We start from the raw sequence: 14,009 nt of genomic DNA, 5'->3' as shown, positions 1-14,009 counted from the left end.
GCATTGGAGTTCTATTATGAGCATCTCTTCATTGGTATTGGCCTATCCCCCGGCTACGGCGGCACAAAGCCTGGATTATCTGGCGGCAAAGCTCGCCTTCTACGCCGACTCGGCGGATGTGGCGGAAGATTTGCGCAATGGCGTCAACGAGATTGTGGTGATCGATACCCGTGCCAGTGCGTTGTACGCCGCCGGGCACATTCCTGGTGCGGTGAGCTTTCCCCATCGTTTAATGGATGAAAGCAGCACCTCATCTCTCGATCGCGACAAGGTCTATGTCACCTACTGCGACGGTATCGGCTGTAACGGTTCCACCCAGGGGGCATACAAGTTGGCCAAGCTTGGCTTTCGGGTCAAAGAGCTGATTGGCGGGCTGGATTTCTGGCTACGCGATGGCCATCCGGTGGCCATCGGTGTTGAGCTGGGTACGATGCAGGGGCGGGATAAAGCACCGGAGTGCGGCTGTTAAAACAGCGCCCACAGTACCAGTATCAATACGATAACGCCGACAACCAGCGCCAGAGGCTTACTGAACATCGACTGTAAAGGCTGCGGCAGGGCGGCGATTAGTGGGTTAAGCAATGGCTGTGGCTGTTGGACGTCACTGTGTAATGACGGAGCGTGGCCAGCCTTGTCCAGACGGCGGGTAAACAGCTGCTGGATCACGTCGTTTAACTGTGCGTGGGTCAGCGGCGTATTCAGGTTGCCGTTAAAGCGGCTCTGGCAATAGTCATTGAGCTGTTGCTGCTCTTGCTGGTCTGCTGGCTGTTTCAATACCGCCAGCAGGTTTTGCAGCGTCGGCGCCGTTTGCGGGCTGAGCGCCAATTTCACCTGCATAAACTGACTGAGCAGTTGGAAGTGGCGTGCGGGCAACGGATCGTTGATTTTTACCCCGACCAGATCGAACAGTGCCTGCCAGAGTTTGGCCGTTGTCTCACCGGTGGCCGCGCTAAGCTTGGTGACCTGCAACTGCAAGTGCTGATGTTCCGCAGGCAGCAGCGAACGATCGCTGGTGGCCGTTTGTTGCGGGTGAGGGATTGTCAGTTCGCCGGTTTGCAGCAGGTTCAACACTTGCTGGAGCTGTGGATGGCTCAACTGGCTTAACACCGTATGGCCAAACTGCTGGCGGATAAAGTCGCTGACCGCCTGGCGGTTATTGCCTTGTGGCAACAGTTCGGTGAGCTGTTGCAGCAGTTGGCGGCTGGCATGGCTCTGTTGTGCCACGCCAAGGCGGTTTTGCAGTAGCTGCTCCGCCGGTTGGAAATGGCGCGCCAACAGTTCGCTGTGGTTATCCGCCCCTAATTCATGACGCAGCGTGGCCCAGATCTCGGCGGATTTGGCCGGGCTGAGGGCCATGATCTTGACGATCAGTTTTTCCAACTGGGTGCGTTGGGCTGGGGAGAGCGGTTGATCGTCGGCAGGAGGGATTTTGCCAGCGGTTGGAGGGTGATCGGCTGCGCCAGGAGCGCCAGGTCCACTTAACGGTTGCATATCACCAGTCCTTCGCAGTGTATAAAGTCGACATACCTGGCGAAAAGCACAGGCTTAATCGCTTATGATACCTGTAATTTCGTGCCATCAATACCGCCGCCAGACATTTCTTTACAGGCCAATCGTTGCTTATCCTGTTTGCGCCGCTAAGATAGGCGCAGATACGGCATTGAGGGCGTGATGATAAATCGGCAGCGGATTGCAAAATGGTTTTTAACCCTGGCTTGCCTGGTGGTACTGACGTGCCTCACCCAGCGCATGGCGGGCTTGCATACCTTGCAACTGGCCCTTGGCCTGCCCTCTGTCAGCGTCAGCCAATCCGTGGCCAGCGGTGATGAAGAGGCCACCACCACGACCCCCTGTGAGCTGAGTGCCAAATCGTTGTTGGCTTCTTCCCCGGTAATGTTTGAAAACGTGCTGTTTGGCCTCGGGATGTTACTGGTCCTGTTGACCCCGATCATCGCTCCACGCTTGTCGTTCCCTCCTGTACGCGTTATTTCCCCCACCACCCTCAGGGTGCATCTGCGATTATGCGTGTTCCGTGAATGAGTTAATCCCTCGCCAAACCGAGTGACTAATTTATTTATGGAGAACAACTATGTGGAATATCATCAGGCTGGCATTGGCTTGCCTGTTATTGCTTTGGCTACCTGCGACACAGGCGGCGGATAGCGGCTGGCTGCAAAGCCCGCAGAACGATCATGCAAAAGTCAGGCTGCGTGCCGACACCAACAACGGGGACGAAACCCGTGTGCTGCTCGCTGTTGAGCTGGAAAAAGGATGGAAAACCTACTGGCGCTCACCAGGGGAAGGTGGTATTGCGCCAGCAATCACCTGGCAGGGCAACCCACCACCGGCAACCTGGTTCTGGCCAACGCCGCAGCGCTTTGACGTGGCGGGGATCTCGACGCAGGGCTATCAGCAGCGGGTTACGCTGCCCATCGTATTGAAGGGCGCTGCGCCGCAGCAACTGGCGGGTACGCTTACCTTATCCACCTGTAGCAACGTCTGCATCTTGACCGATTATCCGTTCAAACTGGATCTCACCACCCCGGCTGATCCAAAGTTCAATCACGACTTTGCTCAGGCGATGGGGCAGGTGCCGATTGCCAGCGGGCTGGTGGACAGCCTGCGTGCCGGTTATCACAACGGTGAGTTGCAGATTAGCGCGCAGCGTACCGCGGGCTGGCAACAACCTGAGCTGTTCTTTGATACCTTGGCAGGAGCCGATCTGGGCAAGCCAACGGTCAGCAGTGATGGCGAGAGTCTGCAAGCGCGAGTTCCCGTGAGTGATGGTTGGGGAGACGCAGCACCGGATCTGCGTGGTAAACAGCTGCGGCTGGTTATCAGCGATGGAGGGATAGCTCAGGAGGCTACGCTGACCATTGGCGGGCCGCTTGCATTGCCTTCCACCGCGGCTTTCCCCCTGTGGCAAGCGGTATTGATGGCGTTAGCGGGCGGTTTCATTCTTAACCTGATGCCTTGCGTGCTGCCAGTGCTGGGGATGAAGCTAGGTTCCATATTGCAGGTCGAACAGCGCGATCGGCGTAGCGTGCGTTGGCAATTTCTGGCCTCTTCCTTGGGGATCGTGGTGTCCTTCATGGCGCTGGCCTTGCTGATGACGCTGTTGCGCCTGAGCAATCACGCGCTGGGCTGGGGGATCCAATTCCAAAACCCGTGGTTTATCGGCTTTATGGTGCTGGTGACGCTGCTGTTCAGCGCCAATCTGTTCGGCCTGTTCCACCTGCAACTCTCTTCCTCGTTGAATACCAAGTTGGCTACTCATAACGGGCATGGCTTGAGCGGTCATTTCTGGCAGGGAGCGTTTGCCACGCTGCTGGCGACGCCTTGCTCGGCGCCTTTCCTGGGAACGGCGGTGGCGTTTGCGTTGGCGGCTCCGTTGCCGGTGCTTTGGGGCATGTTTGTGGCACTGGGAATTGGCATGAGCCTGCCCTGGTTGCTGATTGCCGCCTGGCCTGCGCTGGCGTTACGCCTACCACGTCCTGGCCGCTGGATGAACGGGATGAGGTTGGTGCTGGGCTTGCTAATGCTGGTTTCTTCGCTCTGGCTGCTTAGCCTGATGACCAACCATATCGGCGTGAAGCCGACTTTGATTGTCGGTGCCATCTTGCTGCTCGGTTTATTGCTGGCGGTGTGGCAACAGTTAGGTGCCCGGTCAGCGGGGATCGCGACGGCCAGCGTGCTGGTGGTAGGCGGTTTGGCATTGCTGGTGGGATCGTTGACCGCCAACCAATGGCGACAGCCGTTACACGACAATATCGCTTGGCAGCCGCTTTCTGAACAGGCGATTGTGCAGGCGTTGGCCGACAACAAACGGGTGTTTGTCGATGTGACCGCCGACTGGTGTGTGACCTGCAAGGCGAATAAATACAACGTATTGCTGCGCGACGAGGTGCAAAAAGCACTCAGCGCTGATGATGTAGTGGCGCTGCGCGGTGATTGGAGTCGCCCGTCTGAAAGCATCTCGGCCTTCCTGCAACAGCGCGGCAGCGTTGCCGTTCCCTTTAACCAAATCTATGGCCCCGGCTTGCCAGACGGCGAAGTGTTGTCACCGCTGCTCACTCGTGAAGCCGTACTGCAAGCCCTGTCTACTGCCAAAGGAAACCAATAATGAACAAGTTACTGATGTTACTGCTGTTGATTGTCACCCCGGTCTGGGCTGCGGCCCCTTTCACCGCCGAGCAGGAAGTGCGGATCAAAGAGCTGATCCGCGAAACGCTGGTCTCTAACCCGGATATTCTGGCGGAAGCGGTTAATGCTTGGCAGCAGCAAACCAACGGCCAGCAACTCGGTCAGGCGATTGAGCAAAATAGCAAAATCCTGTTCGACGATCCTGCCAGCCCGCGGTTGGGGGCCAAGAATGCCAAGCTGACGCTGGTGGCCTTCACCGATTACAACTGCCCGTACTGTAAGCAGTTTGATCCGATGTTGGAGAAGATCGTCAACAAATATCCCGATGTGGCGCTGGTGGTGAAGCTGTTGCCGTTCAAAGGGGAAAGCTCGATCGCCTCATCGCGGGTGGCGTTGACGGCTTGGGAGCAGCATCCAGAACAGTTCTGGCCGCTGCATCAGCGCCTGATGGCGAAAAAAGGCTTTCATGACAACGCCAGCATCGCCGCAGCGCAAGAGAAAACGGGTGTTAAGCCGGTGGCACCTAGCGAGCAGAGCATGACCACGCTGCGTACCAATATGCAGTTGGCTGAACAGTTTGGCGTGCAGGGAACGCCTGCCACCCTGATTGGCGATCAGATGCTGCCGGGCGCGGTGTCTTATGAGGATCTTGAAGCGTTAGTGAAGCAGCAATTGGCGAAGATGAAAAATGGCTAGGTTACGGCGCTGGACGCGCGAACTGCTGATTCTGCTGTTGCTCGTGCTGGGCGTGACGTTCGCCATGGACTGGTGGCGAGCTCCACAGGCTCCCTTGACCTTTGAGCAGCAAATGCTGGAAACTCTGGACGGAGAGCCGGTGTCGTTGGCGCAGCTCAGCCAGGATAAGCCTTTATTGGTCTATTTCTGGGCCAGTTGGTGCGGAGTTTGCCGCTTTACCACGCCTTACGTGGCCAAACTGGTGGCAAACGGCGGGAACGTAATGACCGTGGCGCTGCGTTCGGGCAATGACCAGCAGGTTGAGCAATGGCTGGCGGCCAAGAAGCTGCAACTGCCGGTAGTTAACGATGAGCAGGGCAAGCTATCGGCGCAGTGGCAGATTGGCGTAACGCCGACCATCGTGGTGATCTCTCAGGGGAAGGTGGTGCAAAGCACCACCGGCTGGACCAGCTATTGGGGCATGAAACTGCGGCTCTGGTGGGCCAGCGTTTAATTCCCCGTCACCTCAACAATCGCCCGGCAAAGCCGGGCGATCCCTTCGGTAATCAACTCCGGCGTATTGGCGGCAAAATTCAACCGCAAGCCATGTGCGCCGTGCTGTTCCTCAACATAAAAGCATTCGCCACGGGCAAAGGTGACACCCTGTTGCCAGGCTATTGGCATCAAGGTTGTGGTGCTTACGGCAGGTGGCAATTCCAGCCAGATAAACAGCCCTCCCGCAGGGATTTCAAACCGACAGCCCGGCGGCAGGTGCTCGCTTAATGCAGCCACCATAGCATCTCGGTGCTGGCGGTATATCCTTCCCGCCCGGCGCAGCTGCTTGTCGTAGCTGCCAACGGTGACAAAGGCGTCCAGCGCGCGCTGGATCAGGTTAGAACTGGTAAAGCTGTCGACGTGTTTGAGCCGTGAGAATTGCAGATACTGTTCGCTGTCTGCCACCAGATAACCGATGCGCATACTGGGCAGCAGCATTTTGGAGAAGGTACTGACATAGATCACCGTGCCAGCGGGAGCCATGGCGCGCAGTGACGGCAGGCTTTTACCGTTGTAACGCAGATCGCCAACAAAATCGTCCTCCAGGATCACTATCCCGGCCTGTTGCGCCAACGCCAGCAAGCGGCTGCGGCGGACTTCGCTCATACAGCGCCCGGTGGGGTTATTGAAATTGGGGATGGTGTAGATCATTTTGGGCTGATGCCGGGCGATCAGCTCCGGCAGTTGCTCAACGCACATACCGTGACGATCGCTGGGCACTGGAACAATGTTGATCTGGTGCAGGCGCAGCAGTCCCAGAGCTTCGGCATAGGTGGGCTCTTCGACAATCACCGTATCCCCTGGGCGTAATAGCGTCTGGAAAATCAGGCTGATGGCATGTTGCGAGCCGTTGGTGATCAGCACCTGTTCGGCTCGGGTGGGGATACCTTGTGCGGTCAGGATCCGGCTTAGCGTGTCGCGCAGCGGGTAGTAACCACAATAATCACCATAGCTGAAGGCCTCTTCCGCATGACGGCTGAGGATCGACAGCAGGATCTTGCGGAACGCCTCCAGCGGGAACACCTTGGGGCTGCCGACGCCAGCGGCAAAGTTGATGATGTGCTCCGGCAAAGGAATATCCGGATAACCGTCCAGCCGCGACGTGGTGGTGGTGAAGCGATCCGCAGGGAATAGCTCGCTGGATGCTGGCCGTTGCTGCATGGGGGCCGGTTGCAGGTGGCGGACATAGGCGCCGCTGCCACGCCGCTGTTGTAACAATCCTTTGGCCGTCAGTTCGGCGTAGGCACTTTCCACCGTCAGGCGGCTGACCGAAAGCTCGGAGGCCAGGCTGCGCGTTGACGGCAATTTATCGCCATCGGCAAAGGTGCCGCCAAGAATGGCGCGGCGCAGCGCTTCTTCGATCTGCAGATACAGCGGAATGTCCTGCTGACGATCCAGTGGAATGTGCATGAAATTGGCCCGGTCAAAAAAAGTCTGTTTTCACTATATCCCAGAGTAACAAGGCTTGGCACCGATAAAAGTGGCCTGCACAACATCGTAGCAAAGTGGCTATGGTGGCAAAATCTGGCCGCGTTAAAATCTCCGCCAGAGAATTAAGCGGTGGAATTTTGAGGGTGTTATGTCGTTACCGTCGGGTGTTGTAGCAGAACCAGTTGTGGTCAGTGGCGGGATCCTGCGGGGAACCAACCAGGGTTACGTGATCGCCATAATCAGTGCCATGCTGTTGGCGTTTACCGCCATCATCATCCGCGCGCTGACCGAGTATTACCATCTACCGACGTTTGTGCTGGCTTTCTGGCGTGCGGCCCTGGTGGCCTTGGTGTTGTTACCGTTATTGCTGCTGTTCAAACCACAATGGGCTTATCTGCGACGTGAACAGGTGCCGTTCTACGCTGGCTACGGTTTGCTGTTGGCATTGTTTAACAGCTTATGGACGCTGTCGGTGGCGCTCAATGGCGCTTCGGTGGCGACTATTTTGACCTACTGCTCGGTCGGTTTTACCGTATTCCTGGGCTGGATGATGTACAACGAACGCCTCAGCCTGCGCGAATTGCTGGTGATCGTGGTCAGCCTGGGTGGCTGCTTCCTGGTCAGTAACGGCGACAGCATGGGCAACAGCCGTTTTGATCTGTTGGGGCTGATGGTCGGCATGCTGTCCGGCATTGGTTACACCCTGTACACCCTCGGCGGGCGTATCGCCAGCGAGCGGCGCTATCCGGTGTGGAATACCATCCTGTACGTATTTGGTTTTTCCGCCGTGTACCAGTGGTTGTTCAACACCTTGCTGACATTTTTCCCCTTGGCGGCATTTCACGGCATGGCGGGGGACCTGTGGTTTCTATCCCAGGGAGTTCAAGGCATTCAGTGGAGTGGCTGGCTGTTGCTGCTCACGCTGGCCGCAGGGCCAACGCTGCTGGGGTTTGGCCTGTACAATATCAGCCTGAAAACCCTGCCGCTGGCGGTGGCCAACCTTATCCTGTCGCTGGAGCTGGTGTTTACCGCGGTCATCGCCTACTTCCTGTTGGGAGAAAATATGAACCAGTTACAGCTATTGGGTAGCGCGCTGGTGATGGGCGGGGTATTGATGCTGAGAAGAGCGAAGTAGGCTTGGCTTTCTGCGCCGGTTTGTTACCATTGGCCGCGAAACAACAGGGTGCAAACAGCAAATGATCATTAATCCAAGGTTAAAACGAGCGCTTATCGCTTGATTGGGCAGTGTTTTTGAACGGAAAACGCTGCCACTGACATTACGTTCCGTGGCTCTTGCAATAAATTAAGAGAAGATGCCATGTCTGATAAACACTGGTCACAAGTAGAATTACTCCACCAGACGGTAACCAACCCCAATATCCTGATCAAGGGAACCCACAGTTATTACAGCCATTGCTGGGATGACGGCTTTGAACGCTCCGTGGTGCGCTATTTACACGGCGATGCGGTCAGCCAACAGTGGGAGCCACTGGGGCAGCTAGACAGGTTGCACATTGGCGATTATGTCTGTATTGGCGCCGAAGCGGTGATCCTGATGGGAGGGAATCATACCCACCGTATTGATTGGCTGAGCCTGTATCCGTTTATGGAAACCATCCAGGCGTCTTATTTACCTAAAGGTGATACCCGCCTTGGCGATGGTTGTTGGATCGGGATGCGGGCCATGCTGATGCCTGGCGTGACGATTGGCGAAGGGGCGATAGTGGCTGCCGGCAGCGTGGTGACTGCGGATGTCGAGCCCTACGCTATCGTTGGCGGCAATCCGGCCCGGATGATTAAACGGCGGTTTTCTGCGGAGACAATCGAGCGTTTACTCGCGTTGCAGATTTACGATTTGTCCGCCGAAGCGTTCGCCAGCATCCAGCCCTTGTTGGCCAGCGATGATATTACGGCCTTGGAACAGGCTGTTGAGGTTATACGCCAATAATAAGTCGGGCGGGTTAGTCCCGCCCGATTTTTAACCGGCTCACAACATTGGGGCGCTGCATGATGCAGCGCCCTTTTTGCATTACTCAACTTCCGTCGCTTCCCCGCTGATACGACGGTGCTTGCGGAGTTTGCGCAGCAGTGGGGGTAACACCAACACGGCGACGGCCAGCACCAACAGGCATTGGGCAATGGTACTGCTCCACAGAATATCAAAGTTCCCATTGCTGATAGACAACGCCCGGCGCAGGTTTTGCTCCAGCATTTCTCCCAACACAAACCCCAGGATCAGCGGCGACATCGGGAAGTGCATTTTGCGCAGGATGTAGCCAAACACGCCTAGCCCCACCATCAGCAGCAAATCGAAGGTCGTGCTGTGTACCGCATAGACCCCAACGGCGGAAACGGCGGCGATCGCCGGTACCAGGAACCACAGCGGCACGGCCAGCATACGGGTGAACAGCCCAATTAACGGGATGTTCATGATCAACAACATCACGTTAGCGATCAGCAGCGCGGCGATCAGCCCCCAAACGATATCCGGCTGTTCGGTGAACATTGCCGGGCCAGGGGTGATGTTATACAGCGTCAATGCTCCCATCATCACCGCCGTAGTGCCTGAACCCGGTACGCCCAGGGTCAGCATCGGGATAAATGAACCGCAGGCGGAAGCGTTATTGGCGGCCTCCGGTGCGGCGACGCCACGAATATCCCCTTTACCGAACGATTCACTGTTGCCGCTGATGCGCTTCTCGGTCATATAGGTGAGCGCACTGGCAATAGTCGCCCCGGCACCGGGCAGAATACCGACGAAGAAACCGACAAAGGAGGATCGCAGGGTCGGGCCAACGCACTCGGCGGCCTCTTTACGGTTAAACAGCATGCGGCCGGTTTTACGGATCAGCTTCTGGCCCGTGCTGGTGCTTTCCAGCATCAGCAAGATCTCGCTGACCGAGAACAACCCGATCACCACCACAATAAACTGAATGCCGTCGGAGAGGTGTACGCTGTCGAAGGTGAAGCGATACACGCCGGTATTGGCGTCCACCCCCACCGTGGCCAGCCCCAGCCCAATCAGGGCCGCCAGCAAGGATTTCAACGGGTTCTGGCTCATCATGCTGCCAAGGCAGGCAATGGCAAAGACCATCAGGGCAAAGTATTCCGCCGGGCCAAACGCCAGCGACCAGCGGGCCAGCATGGGGGCGAACAGAATAATGCCGATAATGGCGACCAGCGAGCCGGTGAAAGAGCTGACAGCGGAGATCGACAGGGCAACCCCTGCACGGCCCTGCTGGGCCATAGGATAGCCATCCAGCGCGGTCATGATTGCGGCGGCATCCCCCGGGACGTTGAGCAGGATCGAAGAGATCCGCCCACCGTATTCACAGCCGATATACACCGTGGCCAGCAGGATCAGGGCCGACTCGGCGGGTAGCTTCAAGGCGAAAGCCAGCGGTAAGAGGATCGCCACGCCGTTGATCGGGCCAAGGCCCGGCAGCAGCCCGACGATAGTGCCAACGAAGCAGCCGATCAGGGCGATCATCAGGTTCTGGGGCAGTAGCGCCACTTCGAACCCTTGTGATAAATACATCCAGGTTTCCATTATCGCTCCCGTTAGCTCAGCCAAACGCCGAGTGGCAGTGTGACATCCAGTAAATAATCAAAGGCGTAGAACAGAGAAACGCCCATTATGACGCCTGAAATCAAGGCGGCTTTGATACTGGCCTGGAACAGCAGGCCAATGCTGAAAGTCAGCAGAGTCGTTGCCAGTGGGAAACCGAGCCACTCGAATCCCCAGGCGTACAGCACCAGCGTGATCACTAGCACCAGCAGGCGTTGCAGCACGTTTTTATGTGGCCACTCGACTAGCTGTGGCCGACGCAACAGCAGCAATGCGGCACACAGGGCCATCAGGCTCAGGATGGCCAAAGGAAAGGGGCGTGGTCCTAAAGGTTCATAGCTGTATTCGCTCTGGATGCCCCAACCGATAAACAGGCCGCCGCCGCAGAGCAGCAGCCACAGAGCAGCAAAAATACGATCGCTCATGTCAATCCCCTAGGTTATTTGGCCAGCCCGAACGCTTTGGCCTGTTCACGATACTGGGTAACCTGGTTTTTCACGTAGGTATCCAGCTCCTTCCCGGTCAGGTTGAATTCAAACAGGCCGCGTAGATCGCGCTGTTGTTTGAACTCCTCGGTTGCCGTCATGGTTTTGAAGGTGTCGATCCACCATTGATACTCGGCCTCGCTGACCTTTGGGCCAAGGTAGAAACCGCGGATGATCGGCCACACCAGATTGAACCCCTGCTCCTTGGCGGTAGGGACGTTTGCCAGCTCGCCTGGCAGGCGTTCTTCGGCATATACCGCCAGCACACGCAGCTTATCGCCCTTCAGGTAAGGCACCATCTCGCTCAGATCGCCGGATACTGCCTGAATGTGATTACCCAGCAGCGCGGTCACCGGCTCGCCGCCCCCTTCAAACGCCACATAGCGCATCTTGTGGGGATCTACGCCAACTTCACGGGCCAGCAGGGCAGTTTTCATCCAATCCTGGCTGCCAATGGAGGCTCCAGCACCAAATACCACGCTGTTCGGGTCTTTCTGGAAGGCTGTCATCAAGTCTTTCAGCGTCTTGTAAGGCGAGTCGGCGCGTACGGCGATCATGCCGTAATCGGTGCCCACTGCCGCCAGCCACTTCACATCATCCACGTTGTAGCGGCCAAACTTGCCTTGTGAGAGGTTCAGCAGGGAACCGCCAGAGAACGCCACCACGGTGCCAAATTCGGCTGGCCGCTGGGCAACGATGGCGTTATAGGCCACCGCCCCCACGCCGCCGGGCATATAGGTGACGCGCATCGGCTTATCGATGGCCTTGGTTTCTTGCAAGGAGACCTGGATCAGTTTGCAGGTGAGATCGAAGCCTCCGCCGGGTTTGGCTGGGGCGATACATTCGGTGCGTTTTGGCGCTTCCACGGCGAATGCCTGGTTGGCGGCGAACAGCAGAACAGTGGCGGTAAGCGTACGGGTAATTATTGTTTTCATGACGTTTCCCCATCGGTTTTGTTTCAGTTTGTGAGAATCCCCGCTGACACGGGGTTGCTAAATTGTTAAAACAGAAACCTTTCATTTACCTTTCAGTGACCGGGAAAGTTTACAGGATGTGATATGCGTCTCTTGTTAGTGGAAGACCACCCCGAGCTGGCTCATTGGTTGCAGAAAGCCCTCAGCGGCCTTGGGTTTGCAGTGGATGTGGCGATAGACGGCGTGGCGGCAGACCATTTGTTGCTACACGAAAGCTATGCGCTGGTGGTGCTGGATGTCGCACTGCCCCGGCTCAACGGCCTCGAACTGTTGGCGCGGCTGCGTAAGCGTGGGCAGACACTGCCAGTATTGCTATTGACGGCCCGTACCGAGGTGGCCGATCGGGTTAAAGGGCTGAACCTTGGGGCTGACGATTACCTGACCAAGCCCTTTGAACTGGATGAATTGGAGGCACGCATCCGGGCGTTGCTGCGCCGCAGCGTCGGCGTGACGCAACAGGCATTGCAATACGGTTTGCTGACCTATCACGACGAGGGCTACTTCTTGCTGGCCGAAAAACCCCTGTCGTTAACTCCCCGTGAGCTGGCGGTGTTGACCACCTTGATGCATCGCCGTGGCCGTCCGGTCGCCAAGCAGCAACTGTTTGAGCAGGTGTTTACCCTCTCTGACGAGGCTAACCCCGAAAGCATCGAACTTTACGTCCATCGCGTGCGTAAAAAACTCCAGGGGAGCAACGTGGCGATCGTGACGTTGCGTGGCCTGGGCTACAGCCTGGAGCTGTGCGATGAGGTGGTTTAAAGCACCGCGTTCGTTGTTCTATCAATTGCTGCTGTTCTTTGGTTTACCGCTGCTGGTATTGGGTGGGATCTCAATCTATACCCACTATTTCAGCGCGATGAGTGCGGCGACGATGGCCTACGATCGCACCTTATTGGCGTCGGCCCGCACGGTGGCGGAGCGGCTGGTAGTGCGCAATCAGCGCCTGGAGGTGGATGTGCCTTATGTGGTGCTGGATAGCTTCGAGCGCAATATGAACGACCGGCTGTACTATCAGGTTATTTCACCTGAGGGGCAGAGTATTTCGGGCTATAACGATTTGCCCGAGATGCCGCCCTATATTCCTCGTTCCAACCTCTATCCGGCCCTGGTGCATTTTTACGATGCGCACTATCGCGGGCAGCCAATCCGCGTGGCGGCACTGTTCCAGCCGGTGAATGAGGGTGGGGTGATGGGGATGGCGACCATTCTGGTGGCGGAGACGTTAGAGTCGCGGCGCTATCTGGCGCGGCAGATGCTGCTGGCGGCGCTGCTCAGCCAGGGGACAGTGGTGGTATTGACGCTCACTCTGGCTTACATCCTGCTGAAAAAGCTGCTGCAACCGTTGCGCAAGCTGTCCAGCATGATGCTGCGGCGCGATCCGGGGGAGCTGACGCCTTTGCCGATGGTGCTGCCCTGGTCGGAAATGCAGCCGCTGCTGCTGGCATTCAACCGCTATATTGAGCGGCTGCGGTTGATGGTGGCGCGTCAGGAACGTTTTAGTGCCGATGCCTCCCACCAGCTACGTACGCCGCTCACGGTTTTGAAAACCCAGGTGGGGGTGGCATTGGCCAGCGAACGGCCCGAGCAATGGCGTGAGAGTCTGGAAGGGATGAGCGCCACCCTGGACAGTACCGTCGCGTTGACCGATCGCCTGCTATACCTCTCACGGCTGAAGGCGCACGAGCATCAGGCCGAGCGTAAGTTGCAGCCGGTTAATCTGGCGCAGGTGTTACGCGACGCCTGTTTTTCGCGCCTGCCGCAGGCTCGCAGCAAGCGGATCGATCTTGGTTACGAAGGGGTGGGAGTTTGTTGGGTGGCCGGTGAGGCGTTGCTGTTGGCGGAGCTTTGCGCCAACCTGTTGGATAACGCGCTGAAATACACGCCAGCCAAGGGGGTCGTGACCGCCCGTTTATTGATGGTAGAGGGGCAGGGGCTGTTAGAGATAGAAGACAGCGGCCCAGGTATTGCTCAGGATCAGACGGTTGCTGCGCTACAACCGTTTCGACGGTTGGATAATGTGGGTGACCAGCCTGGCGCAGGGTTGGGGCTGGCATTGGTCAAAGATATTACCGCTTATCACGGTACCCGCCCGGAATTGCTGAGTTCTGACGCGCTAGGTGGCCTGTCGGTGCGGATACGCTTTAGGCTGTTGGGGTGATAGAGGGTAAGGGGGCGCAT

14 protein-coding genes are annotated in these 14,009 nt (G+C 57.3%); 9 read left to right on the top strand and 5 right to left on the bottom strand.

Annotated elements, in window-relative coordinates:
- Nucleotides 1-16: 16 nt before the first annotated feature.
- Nucleotides 17-469: a rhodanese-like domain-containing protein gene (locus tag KGP26_RS19240; protein WP_021806043.1), complete on the top strand. Its 453-nt coding sequence runs from the start codon at nucleotides 17-19 to the stop codon at nucleotides 467-469.
- On the opposite strand, the gene flk is transcribed toward KGP26_RS19240, so the two are convergent.
- Nucleotides 466-1,491, bottom strand: a complete 1,026-nt coding sequence (gene flk / locus KGP26_RS19235; protein ID WP_115158230.1) for a flagella biosynthesis regulator Flk — start codon at nucleotides 1,489-1,491, stop codon at nucleotides 466-468. The two genes, KGP26_RS19240 and flk, sit on opposite strands and share 4 nt — an antisense overlap.
- Before the next feature lie 180 nt (nucleotides 1,492-1,671).
- On the opposite strand from flk, the gene KGP26_RS19230 reads away from it, so the two are divergent.
- Genes KGP26_RS19230 through KGP26_RS19215 form a run of 4 tightly spaced genes read left to right on the top strand, consistent with a single transcriptional unit; the run spans nucleotide 1,672 to nucleotide 5,332 of the window.
- Nucleotides 1,672-2,040 (top strand): hypothetical protein, encoded by a 369-nt coding sequence (locus KGP26_RS19230; RefSeq protein WP_021806041.1) that lies wholly within the window; start codon nucleotides 1,672-1,674, stop codon nucleotides 2,038-2,040.
- Between the two features lie 49 nt (nucleotides 2,041-2,089).
- The gene (locus KGP26_RS19225) at nucleotides 2,090-4,123 is read left to right on the top strand and encodes a protein-disulfide reductase DsbD (protein ID WP_223664449.1); all 2,034 of its coding nucleotides are present in this window, start codon (nucleotides 2,090-2,092) and stop codon (nucleotides 4,121-4,123) included.
- The gene (locus tag KGP26_RS19220) at nucleotides 4,123-4,839 is read left to right on the top strand and encodes a DsbA family protein (RefSeq protein ID WP_223664448.1); all 717 of its coding nucleotides are present in this window, start codon (nucleotides 4,123-4,125) and stop codon (nucleotides 4,837-4,839) included. The genes KGP26_RS19225 and KGP26_RS19220 overlap by 1 nt, the downstream gene beginning before the upstream one ends.
- Nucleotides 4,832-5,332 (top strand): protein disulfide oxidoreductase, encoded by a 501-nt coding sequence (locus KGP26_RS19215; RefSeq protein WP_021178592.1) that lies wholly within the window; start codon nucleotides 4,832-4,834, stop codon nucleotides 5,330-5,332. The genes KGP26_RS19220 and KGP26_RS19215 overlap by 8 nt, the downstream gene beginning before the upstream one ends.
- Here the strand turns inward: KGP26_RS19215 and KGP26_RS19210 are convergent.
- Nucleotides 5,329-6,783: a PLP-dependent aminotransferase family protein gene (locus KGP26_RS19210; RefSeq protein WP_223664447.1), complete on the bottom strand. Its 1,455-nt coding sequence runs from the start codon at nucleotides 6,781-6,783 to the stop codon at nucleotides 5,329-5,331. The genes KGP26_RS19215 and KGP26_RS19210 overlap by 4 nt on opposite strands.
- A gap of 169 nt (nucleotides 6,784-6,952) precedes the next feature.
- Between KGP26_RS19210 and KGP26_RS19205 the strand changes: the two genes are divergently transcribed.
- Nucleotides 6,953-7,939 (top strand): DMT family transporter, encoded by a 987-nt coding sequence (locus tag KGP26_RS19205; RefSeq protein ID WP_094982003.1) that lies wholly within the window; start codon nucleotides 6,953-6,955, stop codon nucleotides 7,937-7,939.
- Between the two features lie 183 nt (nucleotides 7,940-8,122).
- Nucleotides 8,123-8,752, top strand: a complete 630-nt coding sequence (locus tag KGP26_RS19200; RefSeq protein WP_021178589.1) for a CatB-related O-acetyltransferase — start codon at nucleotides 8,123-8,125, stop codon at nucleotides 8,750-8,752.
- 81 nt (nucleotides 8,753-8,833) lie between these two features.
- On the opposite strand, the gene KGP26_RS19195 is transcribed toward KGP26_RS19200, so the two are convergent.
- Genes KGP26_RS19195 through KGP26_RS19185 form a run of 3 tightly spaced genes read right to left on the bottom strand, consistent with a single transcriptional unit; the run spans nucleotide 8,834 to nucleotide 11,792 of the window.
- Nucleotides 8,834-10,354 (bottom strand): tripartite tricarboxylate transporter permease, encoded by a 1,521-nt coding sequence (locus KGP26_RS19195; RefSeq protein WP_223664446.1) that lies wholly within the window; start codon nucleotides 10,352-10,354, stop codon nucleotides 8,834-8,836.
- 11 nt (nucleotides 10,355-10,365) lie between these two features.
- Complete coding sequence (locus KGP26_RS19190; protein WP_021806035.1) at nucleotides 10,366-10,797, bottom strand: tripartite tricarboxylate transporter TctB family protein; 432 nt, start codon at nucleotides 10,795-10,797, stop codon at nucleotides 10,366-10,368.
- A gap of 14 nt (nucleotides 10,798-10,811) precedes the next feature.
- Nucleotides 10,812-11,792: a tripartite tricarboxylate transporter substrate binding protein gene (locus KGP26_RS19185; RefSeq protein WP_021178586.1), complete on the bottom strand. Its 981-nt coding sequence runs from the start codon at nucleotides 11,790-11,792 to the stop codon at nucleotides 10,812-10,814.
- 123 nt (nucleotides 11,793-11,915) lie between these two features.
- Between KGP26_RS19185 and tctD the strand changes: the two genes are divergently transcribed.
- Entirely contained in the window at nucleotides 11,916-12,590 is a 675-nt protein-coding gene (tctD, locus tag KGP26_RS19180; RefSeq protein ID WP_021806033.1) for a transcriptional regulator TctD, read from the top strand.
- Nucleotides 12,577-13,989 carry a sensor histidine kinase gene (locus tag KGP26_RS19175; RefSeq protein ID WP_021806032.1) on the top strand — a complete coding sequence of 471 codons (1,413 nt, stop codon included), beginning with the start codon at nucleotides 12,577-12,579 and terminating at the stop codon, nucleotides 13,987-13,989. Before tctD ends, KGP26_RS19175 begins: the two co-directional genes overlap by 14 nt.
- Nucleotides 13,990-14,009: the final 20 nt, after the last annotated feature.

It is taken from the genome of Serratia sp. JSRIV002 (genome assembly GCF_019968725.1).
Taxonomy (GTDB): domain Bacteria; phylum Pseudomonadota; class Gammaproteobacteria; order Enterobacterales; family Enterobacteriaceae; genus Chania; species Chania fonticola_B.
Note: the sequence above shows the minus strand (reverse complement) of the source record. Positions and strands in the feature narration are given on the sequence as shown.

Coding starts and splice junctions, on each gene's coding strand:
- KGP26_RS19240 (WP_021806043.1), top strand. CDS start 17: ATGAGCATCTCTTCATTGGTATTGGCCTATCCCCCGGCTACGGCGGCA.
- flk (WP_115158230.1), bottom strand. CDS start 1,491: ATGCAACCGTTAAGTGGACCTGGCGCTCCTGGCGCAGCCGATCACCCT.
- KGP26_RS19230 (WP_021806041.1), top strand. CDS start 1,672: ATGATAAATCGGCAGCGGATTGCAAAATGGTTTTTAACCCTGGCTTGC.
- KGP26_RS19225 (WP_223664449.1), top strand. CDS start 2,090: ATGTGGAATATCATCAGGCTGGCATTGGCTTGCCTGTTATTGCTTTGG.
- KGP26_RS19220 (WP_223664448.1), top strand. CDS start 4,123: ATGAACAAGTTACTGATGTTACTGCTGTTGATTGTCACCCCGGTCTGG.
- KGP26_RS19215 (WP_021178592.1), top strand. CDS start 4,832: ATGGCTAGGTTACGGCGCTGGACGCGCGAACTGCTGATTCTGCTGTTG.
- KGP26_RS19210 (WP_223664447.1), bottom strand. CDS start 6,783: ATGCACATTCCACTGGATCGTCAGCAGGACATTCCGCTGTATCTGCAG.
- KGP26_RS19205 (WP_094982003.1), top strand. CDS start 6,953: ATGTCGTTACCGTCGGGTGTTGTAGCAGAACCAGTTGTGGTCAGTGGC.
- KGP26_RS19200 (WP_021178589.1), top strand. CDS start 8,123: ATGTCTGATAAACACTGGTCACAAGTAGAATTACTCCACCAGACGGTA.
- KGP26_RS19195 (WP_223664446.1), bottom strand. CDS start 10,354: ATGGAAACCTGGATGTATTTATCACAAGGGTTCGAAGTGGCGCTACTG.
- KGP26_RS19190 (WP_021806035.1), bottom strand. CDS start 10,797: ATGAGCGATCGTATTTTTGCTGCTCTGTGGCTGCTGCTCTGCGGCGGC.
- KGP26_RS19185 (WP_021178586.1), bottom strand. CDS start 11,792: ATGAAAACAATAATTACCCGTACGCTTACCGCCACTGTTCTGCTGTTC.
- tctD (WP_021806033.1), top strand. CDS start 11,916: ATGCGTCTCTTGTTAGTGGAAGACCACCCCGAGCTGGCTCATTGGTTG.
- KGP26_RS19175 (WP_021806032.1), top strand. CDS start 12,577: ATGAGGTGGTTTAAAGCACCGCGTTCGTTGTTCTATCAATTGCTGCTG.